Source organism: Emticicia sp. TH156 (assembly GCF_002855535.1).
GTDB classification, from domain to species: Bacteria; Bacteroidota; Bacteroidia; order Cytophagales; family Spirosomataceae; genus Emticicia; species Emticicia fluvialis.
Genome location: NZ_PKRS01000005.1, coordinates 109,298 through 125,552 on the forward strand (window position 1 = coordinate 109,298; position 16,255 = coordinate 125,552).

General features: G+C 44.2%; 14 protein-coding genes. 5 read left to right on the plus strand and 9 right to left on the minus strand.

From position 1 onward, the window contains the following. Nucleotides 1–21 precede the first annotated feature (21 nt). From atpB to C0V77_RS10820, 3 genes are read right to left on the minus strand one after another with little or no spacing between them, the layout of a single operon-like run. Nucleotides 22–1,086, minus strand: a complete 1,065-nt coding sequence (gene atpB, locus C0V77_RS10810) for a F0F1 ATP synthase subunit A (protein WP_101726377.1) — start codon at nucleotides 1,084–1,086, stop codon at nucleotides 22–24. 38 nt (nucleotides 1,087–1,124) lie between these two features. Beyond that, entirely contained in the window at nucleotides 1,125–1,493 is a 369-nt protein-coding gene (locus C0V77_RS10815) for a hypothetical protein (protein ID WP_101726378.1), read from the minus strand. A 33-nt stretch (nucleotides 1,494–1,526) separates the two neighbouring features. Then, a complete protein-coding gene (locus C0V77_RS10820) occupies nucleotides 1,527–1,742 on the minus strand; it encodes an AtpZ/AtpI family protein (RefSeq protein WP_101726379.1) in 216 nt (71 codons plus the stop codon). 329 nt (nucleotides 1,743–2,071) lie between these two features. Between C0V77_RS10820 and C0V77_RS10825 the strand changes: the two genes are divergently transcribed. Next, nucleotides 2,072–3,592: a VCBS repeat-containing protein gene (locus tag C0V77_RS10825; protein WP_101726380.1), complete on the plus strand. Its 1,521-nt coding sequence runs from the start codon at nucleotides 2,072–2,074 to the stop codon at nucleotides 3,590–3,592. Between the two features lie 125 nt (nucleotides 3,593–3,717). Here the strand turns inward: C0V77_RS10825 and C0V77_RS10830 are convergent, their stop codons facing one another. The 3 genes from C0V77_RS10830 to C0V77_RS10840 all read right to left on the minus strand — a co-directional run bounded on the left by C0V77_RS10830 (nucleotide 3,718) and on the right by C0V77_RS10840 (nucleotide 6,968). Beyond that, a complete protein-coding gene (locus C0V77_RS10830; protein ID WP_101726381.1) occupies nucleotides 3,718–4,353 on the minus strand; it encodes a CPBP family intramembrane glutamic endopeptidase in 636 nt (211 codons plus the stop codon). A gap of 126 nt (nucleotides 4,354–4,479) precedes the next feature. After that, complete coding sequence (locus C0V77_RS10835; protein WP_101726382.1) at nucleotides 4,480–5,604, minus strand: glycerate kinase; 1,125 nt, start codon at nucleotides 5,602–5,604, stop codon at nucleotides 4,480–4,482. Continuing rightward, entirely contained in the window at nucleotides 5,601–6,968 is a 1,368-nt protein-coding gene (locus C0V77_RS10840; RefSeq protein ID WP_101726383.1) for a methylmalonyl-CoA mutase family protein, read from the minus strand. Before C0V77_RS10840 ends, C0V77_RS10835 begins: the two co-directional genes overlap by 4 nt. Before the next feature lie 208 nt (nucleotides 6,969–7,176). Here C0V77_RS10840 and dnaA point away from each other — a divergent pair, with 208 nt between their 5' ends. After that, nucleotides 7,177–8,634, plus strand: a complete 1,458-nt coding sequence (gene dnaA / locus C0V77_RS10845; protein WP_173830540.1) for a chromosomal replication initiator protein DnaA — start codon at nucleotides 7,177–7,179, stop codon at nucleotides 8,632–8,634. On the opposite strand, the gene coaE is transcribed toward dnaA, so the two are convergent. Continuing rightward, nucleotides 8,620–9,225 (minus strand): dephospho-CoA kinase, encoded by a 606-nt coding sequence (gene coaE, locus C0V77_RS10850; RefSeq protein WP_101726384.1) that lies wholly within the window; start codon nucleotides 9,223–9,225, stop codon nucleotides 8,620–8,622. The genes dnaA and coaE overlap by 15 nt on opposite strands. 123 nt (nucleotides 9,226–9,348) lie before the next feature. Continuing rightward, on the minus strand, nucleotides 9,349–9,669 hold the full coding sequence (locus tag C0V77_RS10855; protein WP_101726385.1) for a c-type cytochrome: 321 nt from the start codon (nucleotides 9,667–9,669) through the stop codon (nucleotides 9,349–9,351). 257 nt (nucleotides 9,670–9,926) lie between these two features. Here C0V77_RS10855 and C0V77_RS10860 point away from each other — a divergent pair, with 257 nt between their 5' ends. From C0V77_RS10860 to C0V77_RS10870, 3 genes are read left to right on the plus strand one after another with little or no spacing between them, the layout of a single operon-like run. Then, entirely contained in the window at nucleotides 9,927–12,014 is a 2,088-nt protein-coding gene (locus tag C0V77_RS10860) for an OmpA family protein (RefSeq protein ID WP_229236263.1), read from the plus strand. Between the two features lie 3 nt (nucleotides 12,015–12,017). Next, a complete protein-coding gene (locus tag C0V77_RS10865; RefSeq protein WP_101726386.1) occupies nucleotides 12,018–13,715 on the plus strand; it encodes a hypothetical protein in 1,698 nt (565 codons plus the stop codon). Nucleotides 13,716–13,739: 24 nt separating this feature from the next. Then, on the plus strand, nucleotides 13,740–14,834 hold the full coding sequence (locus C0V77_RS10870; RefSeq protein ID WP_101726387.1) for an acyltransferase: 1,095 nt from the start codon (nucleotides 13,740–13,742) through the stop codon (nucleotides 14,832–14,834). A gap of 164 nt (nucleotides 14,835–14,998) precedes the next feature. Here the strand turns inward: C0V77_RS10870 and C0V77_RS10875 are convergent, their stop codons facing one another. Beyond that, nucleotides 14,999–16,249 (minus strand): T9SS type A sorting domain-containing protein, encoded by a 1,251-nt coding sequence (locus tag C0V77_RS10875; RefSeq protein WP_101726388.1) that lies wholly within the window; start codon nucleotides 16,247–16,249, stop codon nucleotides 14,999–15,001. Between the last annotated feature and the right edge of the window lie 6 nt (nucleotides 16,250–16,255).

Here is a 16,255-nt window from a genome sequence, read left to right on the forward strand (position 1 = left end):
AAATAAATACTTAATTAATTATCAGTGGCCATGGTCTGCATCATGATGTTCTTCAATGGCACTACCAATATACATTGATGAAAGCAGCGTGAAAATAAATGCCTGCAAGAATGCTACCAGCAGCTCAATGGTGTTCATGAACAAGGTAAACAAGGTTACCACACCGCCAATGGCAAAGTTTTTGAAAATAAAGATAAGACCCAGCAAACTAAGGATAATGATGTGGCCAGCCGTAATGTTGGCAAACAAACGTATCATTAATGACATCGGTTTCATAAACACACCGGCAATCTCAACCACCCACATAAGAGGCAGCATAACCACAGGCACACCCTCTGGCTTAACCAAGTGCAACCAGTAGTGTTTGTTGGCGTTGATGTGCGTAATGAAAAACGTAATAACGGCCAGTATCATGGTAATGGCTATATTGCCTGTTACGTTAGCGCCACCCGGCAACAAGCCAAGCAGGTTGTTGATAAGCACAAAGAAAAACAAGGTAAGTAAATAAGGAAGGTATTTGGCGTATTTAGGCCCGATATTGGGTTTAACTACTTCGTCTCTGATGAAGAAGATAATCGGCTCCATAAAAGACTGCAAACCCTTTGGCGCTTTCCCTCTGTTGGTATTGAAACTTTTGGCAACTGAAGACATCACCACGATCAGAATAACGGCACTCAGAATAAGCGATGCCACATTTTTGGTGATAGACAAATCCCATACATGAACGCTTTCATCAACCGAGCCATCGGCCTTCACTCTGTGAATGTGCTCGTGTTCATTTTTGTAATCGTTGTAAATACCGTTACCTTCTTTGAAGCGGGCCGATGAGAATACTTCAACGCCGCGGTCTTCAGAATAAAGAATAACAGGAAGCGGGATGACGGCACCGTGAGAAAATTCCCACTCGTGAGAATCCTGAATGTGGTGCATAATCATTTTACCAATATCAAAGTTTTCGTCCTCGTGAGCAGTGCTTTCTTTGGCTTCATGATGGCTGTCATGTGCCTCCTGGGCTATTGCAAAAGTTAGAGAAAAGATTGATAATGAGGCTATTAATAAGATTCTATTTGTAAGTAAACGCAACATGTTGTTTAATTTATTCGGTCATTCAACTTTTCAGGAATTCACTTTTCTGAATTTCGGCGCAAGTTAGCATTTAAATTCCAAATTTCAAATATGGTGTAAAATAAATATAATACAAAAAAGTTGGCAACGAACAATTCCTGCTGCTTTAGGCCGAGGTATAATTCTATGCCGATAAAAATCAGGCTAAGAATAAGACGTAAAGCAATTGTTGCGAGATAAAACTGGATAAAGTTTTTATTTTTTTCGCGGAAACCCAATTCCATTACTCTGTTAAAAAGAAATGAATAGGCCACAAAAAAGCCCAGAATTATCCATTTTTGCGGATGCAGCAGATGGCCAAGGCCAATGGCTCCAGCTAAAAAAAATACAATTATCAATACGCCGGTGAGTATAAGTGTTTTTGCCATATAATACTGAAGTAAGCTGTAATAGGTACCTGATTATTGTTTAGGCAACTGCCTGATAACGTTATAAAGCGAGACGCCGATAGAGGTAAGTGATAAAATGAGGGTATAGACAGGAGTTTTGCTGTCCGAGCGGGTATCAAGCCAATAGCCAAACCAGGTGCCAAGGCCAATGGTAATAATCATCTGAAGACCAATCTGGGTAAACTTTAACCAGGTGCGCCTGTTGTTGCTGTTGTTGTCATCCTGCATAGTTTCAGATATTTTCTTGCAAAACTAGGCTAAATAGGTAAATGAAAACAATTATGGGCATAAAATATTGAAATACGTGCTGATACAGGCAACCAGATACCAACAGGCTGGTAAATAAGGAGCCTTTGCCAGCAATAGTTTTGTGGCAAAGGCAAAAAGTCTTTTGGTTGTTGATGAAATGTAATGGCTGGCATAGTCTTAAACCAGTAATTGGTATTTATTGTTTGGTGCGGGTTATATTTTTTTTGGGCAGGCAGGTGTAGTTTTATTGAATTAACAATAATTGTGTATTTTTAGGCCTGTTTTAAACTATTTAACTATCCTGTACTATGATTAAACGCTACACCCATTGTATGTTGTGGGTACTTCTGTTTCTTTTTATCGGTTGTAAAAAATCAGACACTACGCCAACTCCACCACCTCTTTCAACAGACAAGTCCATTACTGAATTCAAGTTTTTAAAATCGCTCAATGCCGAGCTCGATGCCGACATCACGGGTACTATCTCCGGTACAGGCATTACGGTTAATTTTCCGGTTAGCTTCAAAAAAGATGGTCTTATAGCTACCTTTACTGCCAGCCCCAAAAGTACGGTAACCGTTGGCGCCACTGCACAAACCAGCGGACAAACCGCCAACAGTTTTGCACAGCCTTTAACCTATACCGTAAAAGCCGAAGATGGCACCTCTGCCAGCTACACCGTTACGCTGAACAACATCGGTATTGCCGCCAATGCCAATATCAACCTTACTACCTCTTATAATTATGAGTTGAATAACGACGAATGGATAAATTATAGTGAACAGATGCCGGCCTCTCTTAAATTCTACAACGGCGGGTATCTGGCGCGTATCAGCCATGATTTTGATAAGGACGGCGACAAAGACATGATAATGGGCAACCTGAATTATGACGACGCCAAAGGACAACTGGTAAATGCGCCACGGCCTGTTAATTTTTTAAGAAACAGCGGTGGAGTTTATACCGACGAAACCGCCAGCGTATTTAGCGGCAGTGTGCCGGGGCAGGTGCATCCGCGCAAGGCTGTTGTGGCTGATTTTGATAAAAACGGCTGGATGGATGTGGTTTTTGCCGGGCATGGATTTGATGCGCCGCCGTTTCCGGGTGAACAGGCGCTGGTAATGATGAACAACAATGGTAAGTTTACCTCTTCGCTGCTGCCGCAGGGTGGTTTCTTTCACTCGGTGTGTTCGGGCGATGTTGATAATGATGGTGATATTGACCTGTTCTTTACTGATAACAAAAACCAGTGCAAGTTTTTTATTAACGACGGCAAAGGGCAGTTCGCTTATGATGCTACCGTGTTTCCGTCTGATATTTCTAATCTGAATTATTTTACTTCAGAACTCTACGACCTTAACAAGGATGGCTACCTGGACCTGATTATTGCCGGGCATACCCATGAAAACGCCGCTCCAACTGTATTGTGGGGAAACTACACGGGTAAGTATTCAAAAAGCAGGTCTACTGTTTTGCCTGCTGTAGCCAACTGGGGGGTGATTATTGATATTAATCTGGTTGATATAAACGGCGACGGCCTGCAAGACATTATTCTGGACAGGCAGGGCGACGGAACCGGTTCGCAGCAGGTATTTTATGGCTTGTATGTGCAGGCCATTATTCAGGAAAACAATAAGACTTTTACCGACAAAACAGCAACCGTCATCAGCGGTAATCCGGTGCTTACTTATCCGGGCATTAGTTGGTTCTGGATTGACTGGCTGCGAATTTACGATGTCGACAAAGATGGCGACAAAGATATTATTGTAGACAACAAATTTTTTAACATGAAATGGATTAACCAAAACGGCGTATTTACCAAGCAGTAGGTTGATCTGCTCAATGCTTGTTACTGATTGTATATTGTGGATACTGATACGTGGCTGTTACATGAATGTTACAGCCACGTATCATTTTTTTTATTTTCTTTACTAATTACCGTTTGAGGCAGGCTTTACCAACCGGGTTTATACAAGTCAAGAAAAGAGGGTGTAGATAAATTGAGTGTATCTACCAGAAAGTGAGAGAAAATAACCCAGCGCAGGCTATGGGTATTTTTGTAGGTAATGGCCCATACTACGCCCATCACAAATGTGGAAATGAGGATCTCCGGCCCTCTGAATAGTAGAGCATTTACCCCAAAAACAACATGATTGATTGAAAATAGCAAACTGGTGAATAAAACGGATGTTGTGGTTGACCAGGCCTTGGTGGTATCTGATAAAAGACCACGCCAATAGAATTCTTCAAGCCAGGGATTAACCAATGCCAGAAGCAACCAGGGTAACCATATTTCCCAGCCGGCCAATAAGTAATTATATTTTATGAAAATAGGCAAGGGGATAAGTCCAATCATCAGAACGCCAAATTTCCAGCCGTATTTTCCGGCAGTGGGTTTCAGCCATCTGATTAAAGCCCCGGCTTTTCCGAATTTCAAAATGAAGAACGCAAACAGCAGCCATTCAATAAGAATGATTGGTATAAACGCCCATTTACCTATCAACAGACCCGCAAAATAGGCCACTAAGAAATTAACTGCAATAATAATGAGGGGAGATGCTAAAATAATTGGTTTGTTTTTTGGGGTCATGTGTTTTGGTTTATTGCTGAGACAAACAATAGACGACAAACCCCTATTGAGGGAGGTATTTTTTTATGCAGTTTGATTACCTCAGTAGTTAGCAATGCCAGGTAAGCACTGAAGAGCCTGAAAACTCTACCTCTTCTGATATAGGTTATACAGCATATTCACCAGATAAAACGTGGCGTCTTTTACCCCGGCATAGCCAGATTGTAGGGCTTCGTTTAAAGTTTGTGGGCGGTTAAGTACAGAAGCAGCATAGCTGATGCCCATTTCTTTCATTTGTTGCGGGGTGGTATCTAAGGTACCGCATAGCGCTGCTACGGGTATTGCGCCTGCTTTGCTGGTGATACCTTTTATTAGTTTCCCTTGCAGGGTCTGGCTGTCAATTTTACCCTCGCCGGTGATGATTAAATCAACACCAGACAAATGTTTGTCGAAATCACAGAAATCCATCAACAGTTTTACACCTTCTTTCAAAGTAGCATTCAGAAAAAAGACGGTTCCGAAACCCAACCCACCTGCCGCGCCGAAGCCGGGGCTTTTGAAAGTTTCTTCGGGTAGGCCTGTTATGGCAGCAAAATCCTGCAAACCTTTGTCGAGTATTTTCACAGCCTCTGCATCGGCTCCTTTTTGCGGGCCGTAAACATGAGCGGCTCCGCTGGGGCCATAAAGAGGCGCAGTAACATCGCAGGCTGTCTGAAACTTTGGCAGTTGAGCGGCCAGAGGAGAAGGAATGATTTGCCTGATGGCCGACAGATTGCCCCCAATGGCTTCTACTTCCTGCCCGGCGGTATCCAGAAACCGCCAGCCTAATGCTTTGGCCATGCCAATGCCTGCATCGGTAGTGGCACTGCCGCCAATGCCCAGTATCACTTCTTTTACACCGGCTTCCATTACCAGTTTTATCAGTTCGCCTGTGCCGTAAGTGCTGGTTTGAAGTGGATTTCTTTCTTCTGTTTTCAGCAGGCTCAGGCCCGATGCCGTGGCCATTTCAATAAAAGCTGTTTTGCCGTCGGCCGATATACCATACTCGGCATTGATGATTCTGCCCAATGGGTCTTGTACCTGTGCCGTTTTCTTTTGTCCGCCTGCATACCAGAGCAGCAGGTCAAGCGTACCCTCGCCGCCATCAGCCATAGGCAGGCTTACGGTTTCAATGCCAGCCGAAACCATGCGTATGCCCTCTGCCATGGCCTCGCACACCTGCGGGGCATCAAGCGAACCTCTGAATTTATCGGGGGCCAGGAGTATTTTCATTCAAAACTGGTTGATAGTCTTCTGACAGGTAAAAAATGTTTGTCTACATCCGGCTGTGTGGGTAGGGCCTGCGGCGTATCAAACGGAGACTTGAATCGATTGACACCCACCATCACTTTTCCGTTTTGTAGCTGCGCCACTTTTTCCTGATACGCCTTTTCAATTTCGGTCTGCACAAATTCTTCTTCAAAAGCAGCCAGAATGCCTCCTTTTTGCTCAACTGCCAGAAACAGGTTCCAGGCGGCGGCTGATAAATCGTTCGTCAGGCTTTCCAGGTAATAAGACCCGGCGGCAACGTCACGGCTTTTGCCCATATAGCTTTCGTCGCTCAGCAGATTAGCTATGTTACGGGCTATTCTGTTGCTGGTTTCACTGGGTTCGGTAGTAAATACGGCATCGTACCCATGAATACCGAGCGAGTCGCAGCCACCGATAACGGCTGCCATAGCCTCGGTAGTGGCGCGCAGCATATTGGTGTGGGCGTCTGGCACGGCATCATAAAAATAAGAGTTATGGCAATGAATACGGCAGCTGGTATCGGCAAGCCCGTAGGCGGTCAGCACACGGCTCCATAAATAGCGCAGGCTGCGTATCTTGGCTATCTCCATAAAATAATTGGTACCGATGGCCAGCGAGAACTCAATCTTTGAAGCCACCTGTGCGGCCGTCAGTCCTTCATCCGTCAGTTTGTCAAGATACGTAACGGCTGAGGCCAGTGTAAAGGCCAGTTCCTGCACTGTATTGGCGCCGGCATTATGAAAAGTTTCAGACTGCACCGCAAGCACATAAAACGCAGGGCTGGCGGCTGTATCCATAATCAGGTTTTTTGCACTTTTCCAAGTTGCAGGTTCAGCAGGTGCTCTGCCTGAGAAGAAATCGCCTAACGAATCGAAGATTAAGCCACCTTTGGGCTGATACGCCACGTATTTCTTAAGGGCAGACAGCAGAGCGGTATAGTTATTGGTTTTAAAATATACGGGTGTGTCGCTCAGTTTTATTTTGTCGAGAAGCCGGGGAATATCAACCCCGGAAACCTCTACGTGGCTCAGGTCAATGGCTACCGCATATACTCCGTTTTGCAAGGCCTCTGTAATGGCTTTGTTGGCCTGTTTTTCGTTTACAAAGCTGATTGAAGCGCGGTTTTGCCAGCCTGGTTTTTTTTTTGAAGTCTGTGCCTGCTGTATGGCACTTACGGGCACTGTGGCCAGGTCTTCTTCGGCATAATAGGGCTGCACCTGAAAACCCTCGGGGGTATTCCAGACCAGGGTTTGCTCAAAGTTTTTTCCTTTCAGGTCTTTTATTGCCTGCGCCTCCCAATCTTTTTTTGTTGATGTCTGAAATTCATCAAAGAATTTTTTCGTCATAACCAAATTGTATTTTTTGGTGAAAAAACCTGATATCCAAAGTAAATGTAAAGGTACATTTTGTATTTTTATGAGGCAAATCTAATTTGGCAAAATAATGTTTTGGATTTACTTTGAAAATACATTTAAAATCTCAAAATTCACTTCTTGGTTGCAAAACTAATTTTAGTATCTTTGCACCCCCTTAGAATCCCTATGTTTGGCCATTATGACTATTTTAGAAACACCAAAGATACAGCGAGAGGTAGATTTAGTATGGAATAACTGCCTGAAAATCATCCGTGAGAATATCTCTGAACAGAGTTATAAAACCTGGTTTGAGCCTATTGTACCCGGTAAGTTAGACGGCAAGAAGTTAATCATACAGGTGCCAAGCCAGTTCTTTTACGAATGGCTGGAGGAAAACTATGTTCAGTTGTTGAGAAAAGCGCTTGACTATGCCATTGGCAGAGACGGTATGCTTGAGTATTCTATTATAGTAGATAGTGGCAACCAGAAAAAGAACGAACCGCCCATTGCGGTAAATATGCCACAAAACAGCGGGGGGTATCAGCATCATAGCAATCGGCAGCAAGACCCCGGGCATGGTAACGACATGGTACGAAGCCCTTTCATGATGAAAGATCTTGACCTGCCGAACGTTGACTCTTACCTGAACCCCAATTATACTTTTGATAACTTTGTAGAGGGAGACTGTAACCGGCTGGCGCGTGCCGCAGGTTTTGCAGTGGCATCTAAGCCCGGCGTTACGTCGTTCAACCCATTGATGATATACGGCGGAGTAGGGCTGGGCAAAACGCACCTGGTGCAGGCCATAGGCAATTTTATGAAGAGCAAGGCCATGAATAAATTTGTGCTGTATGTTTCGTCTGAGAAATTTACCAGCCAGTTTATCAATGCCATTAAAAATAACAGCCTGCAAGACTTTATGAATTTCTACATGCAGGTGGATATTCTGATTATTGACGACGTTCAGTTTTTATCTGGTAAAGAAAAAACACAGGAGACTTTCTTCCATATTTTTAACCACCTGCACCAATCGGGCAAACAAATAGTGATGACGTCTGACCGCCCACCGCGTGAGCTGGAAGGGGTAGAAGACCGCCTGTTGTCTCGTTTTAAATGGGGGCTTACCGCAGACCTGCAAACGCCTGACTTTGAAACCCGTATTGCCATAATTCAGAAAAAAGCGCAGGCCGAGGGTATTTCTCTTGACTACGAGGTAATTGAATACCTGGCCCATAGCATTGATACCAACGTGCGCGAACTGGAAGGCGTAATGATATCTTTACTGGCGCAGGCATCATTAACCCGCCGGGAAATTGATGTAGATTTAGCAAAAGCCACTTTACGCCATCTGGTAAAAGATACAGAAAAAGAAGTAACGATTGATACCATCATTGAAGCCGTTACTGAACACTACAAAGTGCGCATACCAGACCTGAAAGGCAAAAGCCGCCTGCGGGATATTGTATTGCCAAGGCAGGTTGCCATGTATCTGGCAAAAGAAATGACCAACCTTTCGTTAAAATCTATCGGGTATCATTTCGGCGGGCGCGACCACAGTACGGTTATCCATGCCATTCAGACTGTGAACGACCTGATGGATACCGACAAGGAAATCAATTCGGCGGTTAATAAACTCAAAAAACTATTCGGTAAGTAATACGCCTCGGCTCAGGCTTTGGTGTAGTTGCAGTACCTGCGGTATCAGTAGGTGTTTATCATCATTTATAATGGTGTAGTTGGCTATGGCCGCAAACTGCTCGTCGGTTTTCTGGCGGGCCATTATAGCTTTTATATCTTCAGTTGTTCTTTGCGGGTCCCTTTTCAGGGTGCGTGCAATTCTTAATTCAGTAGGGGCGCTTACCACTATTACGGCATCAAAATCATTGTTATCTCCGGCGGCGTTCATCAATGCGGCTTCACGCAGGGTGTAGGCTTCATGCCGGTGTTGCAAAAACCATTGGTCGGTATCAGCAAAAACCCTTGGGTGAATCAGCCCGTTCAGCATTTTCAGCAGCGCCGGGTTATCAAAAACCTGAGCAGCCACCCATTGGCGGTTGTATTGTCCGTTGGCATCATAGGCATTTCTGCCCAGTAGTTCTTTTATTTCCTTGCGCAGTTGCAGGTCATTATTAGTGAGCCATTTGGCGCGTTCGTCGGCATAGTAAACCGGCACCCCCAGGATTTCGAACATGCGGCAGACAATGGATTTCCCCGACCCAATGCCACCTGTAATGCCTATTTTAAGCACAGTTGTAAACGTTTGGTTGTTTGCAAAGATAGTAGAAAACAGGTAATCCCATCTACCATTGCCACAAACAAAAACCCCTCTGCTGGTGAATCCGGCAGAGGGGTTTCTGATATATAAAGGATATTACTTTAAAGTAGTAATCCATTTGGCTATTTTCAATGCCTCATCTTTTGGAACCTGAGTCATCGGAGCCATCGGAGGGTAACCTTCCCAGTTTGCAGGGTTAGGTTTGTAGATTAATTCTACAATTTGTTCTGCCTTGTATTTTTTCTTTTTCATTACGTCTTTATAGGCCGGGCCTACTAAACGTGTATCTACTTTATGACAAGCCAGACAAGTATTTTTTTGTAATAATTTCTCAATATCCGGTGGTATTTTGGTTTGAGCCTTTGAAACAGAAGCTATGCCAAGCACAACGGCAACGGTCAGGAATGTTTTTTTCATTGTTAATCTGATAATTAAATAATACTTAAGTCGGAGCGGAAAACTTTTCCGCTAAATACGTAAACAAAACGTTAGGAAGAAAGAATTTGTTGAATTTTTAATGTACTAATTTATTAACGAAACGTTAAATAGGTTAACTGAAATGTAAAAACCATTCAGGAGCTGTCAGAAAGAGGCATTTTCTTGATAGTTTACAGTTTTTGCTTTACTTTCGTTGCATTGCCGGCTACCCGGGCTTACCCAAATTTATGAATTGTATGAATGTATTACTTACCCTGAAAAAAGGCAGAGCAATGCTGTATCTGTTAAACTGCTTTTGCTGTTTTGGGGTGCTTTTTTTAATGTCTTTTCAGGTTTCGGCCCAGCAGGTGCAGTGGGCAGGTAAAGTGTTGGGGGTGTCGTCTGAACGCAGCGACCCAACCGAAGACGGCCCGCAATATAAGGCCGTGCAGATATTGGGTAAACCCAGCAAATTACCACAAACGGGTAGTTCAAGGGCGGCCTGGTCTCCGGCCGGAGCAGATACCAACGGCGATGAGTGGATAAAAGTAGGTTTTGAACGACCCATGAAAATAAGGCTGGTTTGTGTGGCCGAAAACCATAATCCAGGAGCCATTATCCGTATTTTTGCTGCCGATTCTGCCAATAAAGAGCACCTGATTCATGAAAACATAGGGGCTGCCCCAACAGTACCGGGGCGCATGTGGAACGTGGTTATTCCGCAGACATCGTTTAAGGTGCATGCTATCAAACTGGTAATGACACCCTCATTGGTGCGTGGCTATAATGAGATTGATGCCGTGGGGGTATCTGAGGTAGGTACGCCTTATGAACCCAAAATTAATGTAGCCAAAAATATACCGAAAGAAATTGTAAAAGAGAATTTGGGGCGTGGGGTAAATACCCGATACGAAGAATTAGCCCCCATAGTTGCACCTGACGGGAAGTCGCTCTATTTTACCCGTGAAGGCCATGATGCCAACATAGGTAAAATGAAAAGCCAGGATGTATGGGTTTCTAAAATACAGCCTGACGGCACCTGGGGAGAGGCAGAAAACTTAAGGGCCCCCATCAACAACGAGCAGCATAATGCGGTTGCCTCGGTGTCTTCTGATGGAAAACTCCTTTACCTGCTTAATATTTACAGGCCCGATGGTTTAATGTTCCAGGGTTTGTCGACCTCAAAAAAGACACAACTTGGGTGGGAGTTTCCGAAAGAAGTAAAAATAGATGATTATTATACACTTGGCGAATATTCGGAGTTTGCCCTTGCACCTAATAATAGAGTATTGATAATTGCCTCTAAGCGCAAAGATACCAGAGGCGGAAAAGATTTATATGTTTCTTTCAGGAATGATAATGATAGCTGGTCAAAGCCATTGAATATAGGCGCTGATTTAAACACCGTAGAAGATGAAATTGCCCCTTTTATAGCGGCAGACTCCAGAACGATTTACTTTTCTACTGAGGGATTACCGGGCTTTGGCAATAATGATATTTTTATGAGCCGCAGGCTTGACAGCACCTGGACACACTGGAGTGAGCCTGAAAATATTGGCCCTTTAATTAATACACCCAAATGGGATGCATTCTTTACTATTCCGGCTTCTGGCGAATACGCCTATCTGAGCTCAGACGAAAAATCTCTTGGTTCTACGGATATCTTTCGGCTTAAGTTGTTTCCTTCCATTAAGCCAGACCCGGTAGCCATTATATCTGGCGTGGTAATAAACGCGAATGATAAAAAGCCTCTGGCCGCAGAGGTATTAATGGAGGTTATTATGGACACCACATCGCACGACAGTAAAGACAAAATTTTATCGGAATTTGACCCCACCACAGGCGAGTTTAAATTTGTGGTACCTTTAAAGAAAAGTTACGGCCTAAGCGCCTCTAAAAAAGGTTTTCTTTCGGTAAGTGAAACCATAGATTTAAGCAAAGATAACCGCTACCGCGAAATCAGAAGAACCATCAGCCTGATACCCATTAAGGAAGGCGAAAAAATTGTGTTGAACAATCTGTTTTTCAATCAGAGTAAGTTTGATATTCTTGCGCCGTCGTTCCCTGAACTGGCACGGATTATTGACCTGATGAAAGAATACCCCACTATGGAAGTGCTGATTGAAGGCCACACCGACGGTGCCGACGATAACCTGATGCTGAACGTGAAGCTGTCGCAAGACAGGGCCAATGAAGTAAAAAAGTATCTGGTTGAAAAAGGGGGCATAAACCCGGCGCGTATTCAGACTAAAGGCTGGGGGCCGTCGAGACCCATTGCCAGTAATGCCATTGAAGAAACCAGAAAGAAAAACCGTAGGGTAGAATTTTCGATTTTGAAACTGTAATCTATGCCTGTAAAAAAAACACCTGCACAGAAGGCGGCTGCTCTTTGTCTTGTATTGTTGCCTATGCTGATTTTTGGGTTCATATTTCAGAAATATGCCCTTAATATACCCCATTGGGACGACCTGGCCGTGCGAAATTCGCTGGTTAGTTTCCTGAGTACCGATAGCCTTGCCGAAAAATTCAAGGTGCTTTTTGCACAACATAACGAACACCGGATTTTTCTGACCCGTATTTTTGCGTTGCTGGTGTATCAGCTGACAGGCACACTACAGCTGAAATGGCTGATGGTGCTGGGGAACATGGCATTAGCAGGCTTACTGTTAGTTTTCTATAAGGTTAGTGTGCGCTATAAACTTTCTTTGTGGGCTTTGGTGCCTGTGTCATTCCTGTTGTTTCTGAGCAGCTTGTATGAAAACGTTTTCTGGGGTATGGCCTCGGTGCAAAACTTCTGGGTTATTCTGCTGACGTTTCTGTCTTTTTATTTTCTGGTGTTTTCTTATGGTAAATCAAACCCAGGGTATCTGACATTGGCCATTGTGCTGTGTTTTCTGGGTGTTTTTACCAGCAGCAATGGTATATTGATACCCATTATTGGTATTGGCCTGCTGGCGTTTCAGAAAAGATACCGTGAGCTGGGTATTTGGGCCGGGGCTGCGGTTGTGTTTTTGTTTATGTATTTCTTTAATTATACCAAGCCGCCCGGTAACAACGCCGGTATTGATTTTTCGGCGCCCGGTACCTTGTTTAAAGGTTTGCTGGTGGTGCTGGGCAGCGGGCTGGATGTGTCTTTTATTGCACCCGGCAAACGTCTGGATGTACCCATGACAACCGGAGTATTGCTTCTGGTTATTATTGGGCTTTTTACGTTGCAGGTGCTGTTCAGAAAATATAATATCAATCAGCGGAACAATGATTTATTTCTGCTGGCCTGTGTGGCATTTCTGGGTATTACCTGTGCGGGTATAGTGGCCGGGCGGTTGTCTTATGGCATTGAGGTGCTGCTTACCAGCAAATACAAGATAAATTCGATACTTCTTTTGTGCGTTGGGTACTTTATTCTGTTAAACTCGGTAAACGAAGCCACCCGAACGCAGTTTTTAAGAATAATGATAGCCGGAACCATTGTTTTCCATTTTTATACTTATCTGGCCGAGTACCAGAATATCAGTTTCCTGCACCGCGAGCGCATTGCCGACCAGTTTAAAATTCAGCATAGCGATAAGCTGATGCCTACAAGCGGTATTTATGCCCAACTACAGCACCCGGCACCTGCATTCTACGATGCGCTGCTGCCACAACTGGTGGCTGGTGGAGACTCTGCCAGTATAAAACCGGGGGTGCAGGAAACAGAAACAACCTATATTATTACCGATAACACAGCGGGTATCTTAAATGTTAGTGCGCCTGACGCCGGCCAGTATTTTGTTTTACGGTCGGCAAAGGCAGTCTATCTGTTTGCATCAAGAGTAGCTACACCCGCCACCCGACCCGTGAAAGATTATCTTAATTTTGGTTTTCTTTTCGGAAATCAGTTAAAGACCAGTAGTTTTGTAACAGAGTTTTTGAGATTTTACATCCAGTCGGGTAATTATCAGCTGGGTATGGTGCGGGTTGAGAATGGTACGGCGAAGGTGACATGGACCAGCCGGTTTGTCCTAATCAAGGCACTGAAGAAACAAGAAATCAAACAAAACTGGTAATTTTCTGTAAGAATCCAATTTCTGATGTCGGCAAAAAACACTTCTTATTTAAAGCAACTCGATGGCATTCGTTTCATAGCCGTATCGTTGGTATTGATTGACCACTGGTCTGACGACAGGCTGAAAATACCGTTCGGGTTTCTGGGTGTTTGCATCTTTTTTGTGTTGAGCGGTTTTCTGATCACGCGTATTCTGCTCAACGCCAAAGACAAGGACGAGGCCCTTGGCCGCTCTCACCGATTCTCGCTCAAGCAGTTTTACATCCGCCGTACCATTCGTATCTTTCCTGTTTATTATCTTTCTATATTGATGCTGTATGTGCTGAACGTTCCCCCTGTGAGAGAGAAAATAATCTGGTGCCTTACCTACTCTACCAATATTTATATTGCCATTCATCAATCGTGGCTGGGTGTAATAGACCACCTGTGGTCGCTGGCGGTAGAAGAGCAGTTTTACCTGTTTTTCCCTTTTGTGGTGTTTTTTATTCCTTCGCGTTATCTGGTGCGGGTGTTATATGGTTTTATCATTCTTTCGGTTGCGCTTAGGTTTGTGCTTTTCCTGAACAACGTTGCCTGGATGGCCTCTTATGTGCTGATGCCTACCTGCCTTGATGCCTTTGGTATGGGTGGGCTGCTGGCTTATTTTTTCTATCATAAAAATGAAAAAGTAAAGGCTTTTATAACCAATAAACTGTGGCTGGTGTTAAGCATTGTGGTTTATGCGGGGGTAGTGGGTATCAGCAAAATGATATCTGAAGAGCAAAACATTATAACCATTGTATTTTTAAGGCTGTTCGAGTCGCTGCTTGCTTTGTTTTTGGTGGGTAACGCGGCCTATAATTTTGGGGGTATGGCCAGATTTGTGCTCGAAAACAAAGTGGCGGTTTATCTGGGGCGTATCAGCTATGGTATTTATATTTACCATAATTTCATATATAACTACTATCACTCGGGGCCTTTGCATCCCACTGTCAGGGTGCTTAACAAGCTGCCTTTTATAGCGCATCATCTGCCGCTTAAATTCATTTTTCTGTATGCGGTTACGGTTGCTGCGGCAACGGTGTCATGGTTCCTGATTGAAAAACCAATTAATCAATGGAAAGATAAGTTTGGGTATTGAGGGATGAGTGATTGAGCGAATGAGTGATTTAGCGGCCGCCGTTGCGGGGAATGAGTGAATTAGTGGCCGTCGTTGCGGGGAATGAGTGAATTAGTGATTGAGTGACTGCTGTTTTGGGGCATTACTTTTTCTATGGCTTAATAATTATTGGGGTGTTCTGGGGGTTATGCGCCGCGTTTGATGAGTTTTTTGGTAATCAGGCGGTTGGCGTCTTTAATTTTTAATAGATATAAGCCATCAGGCAGGTGGGTCAGGTCTAGTGTGTAGGTCTCTGAAATAATCGATTTCCATTCTATCTTATTAATCAATACTCCTTTTGAATCTGTCAGTTCGGCGCTTACGTCGCGGGCTGAATTGCTGAGCGGAAACGCAATGGTAATAACATCTGCCACCGGATTCGGAAAAACCAATACATTTAGTTGTTGACCTGGCTCAACAGCATTAATAATATAGCCGTCCGGGTCTATAATATACCAGCCCATTTCCTGTAGGGCCCGTAGTAGTAGTTCTCCGGGTTTATGGTTTACCTCGGCGGTTCTCACACTGGGCGACATCAGCGAATTACTGTTTCCGGCAGGATAGGTGTTCTCGTCAAAATGAGAAATGCTCGACCCTTCACTAAAAGTAGTAGGCGCATAAATTCTGGGCAGGCTGTTAGCGAAAGCAGTATTTTTTAGCCCGAAATACAAGACATTGCTGGTGAGCGCGGTTTTTAAGTCGGTAGACGGATTGCCATAAACTGTGGCATCTGTCAGTTTGATACGGCCGGAATCCTGCAGAAAAGTATCGTAAATGTAATTACTGCCCGACTGCCCGTATTGCCCCTGTGTGGTGTTTAGGATTTTCATGGACGACGAAAACCCTAAACCATGCGCAATTTCGTGCAAGACGACTGTCATGAGATCGAATCGACCCGAAACGGCGCGACCGTCTGTATTGTAAGACCAGTTTATACCATTGTTCAGCTTCATTTCTATTTCAAATTCGTCGTCGTTCAGATTCCGCCCTGATATGGCCTCTGCCATTGCCACCGGATACCATAGGTTGGTATAAGGTGCGCCGGTAAAATTTTTATAGATGCGGGTTGAACCCGTTACAGCCAGCACACCGGTATTGAGGGCTGTCCATGTGGCTTTAATGCGTATGGGCTGGCTTGAGTACAGATACCCGGCCCAGATACTCATGGCTTTTTCGTAGGCCGCTTTGGCAGTTTCAGGGAAGTCTACATAAGTAACTTCAATGGTGGCAGTAGCGGCAGGTCTGGCATTGGCAGAAAATAATCTTTCAGGCAGAATCTCGGTGAAACTGTTTTCTTCAATATAATGGCATACAACCGGCACGGCAGGCATTGATTGCTGTGCAAACAAGTTGCAAAATGCCAGTAGAAGTAAAGAGATGAATGCCGATAGACGCATTTTCTG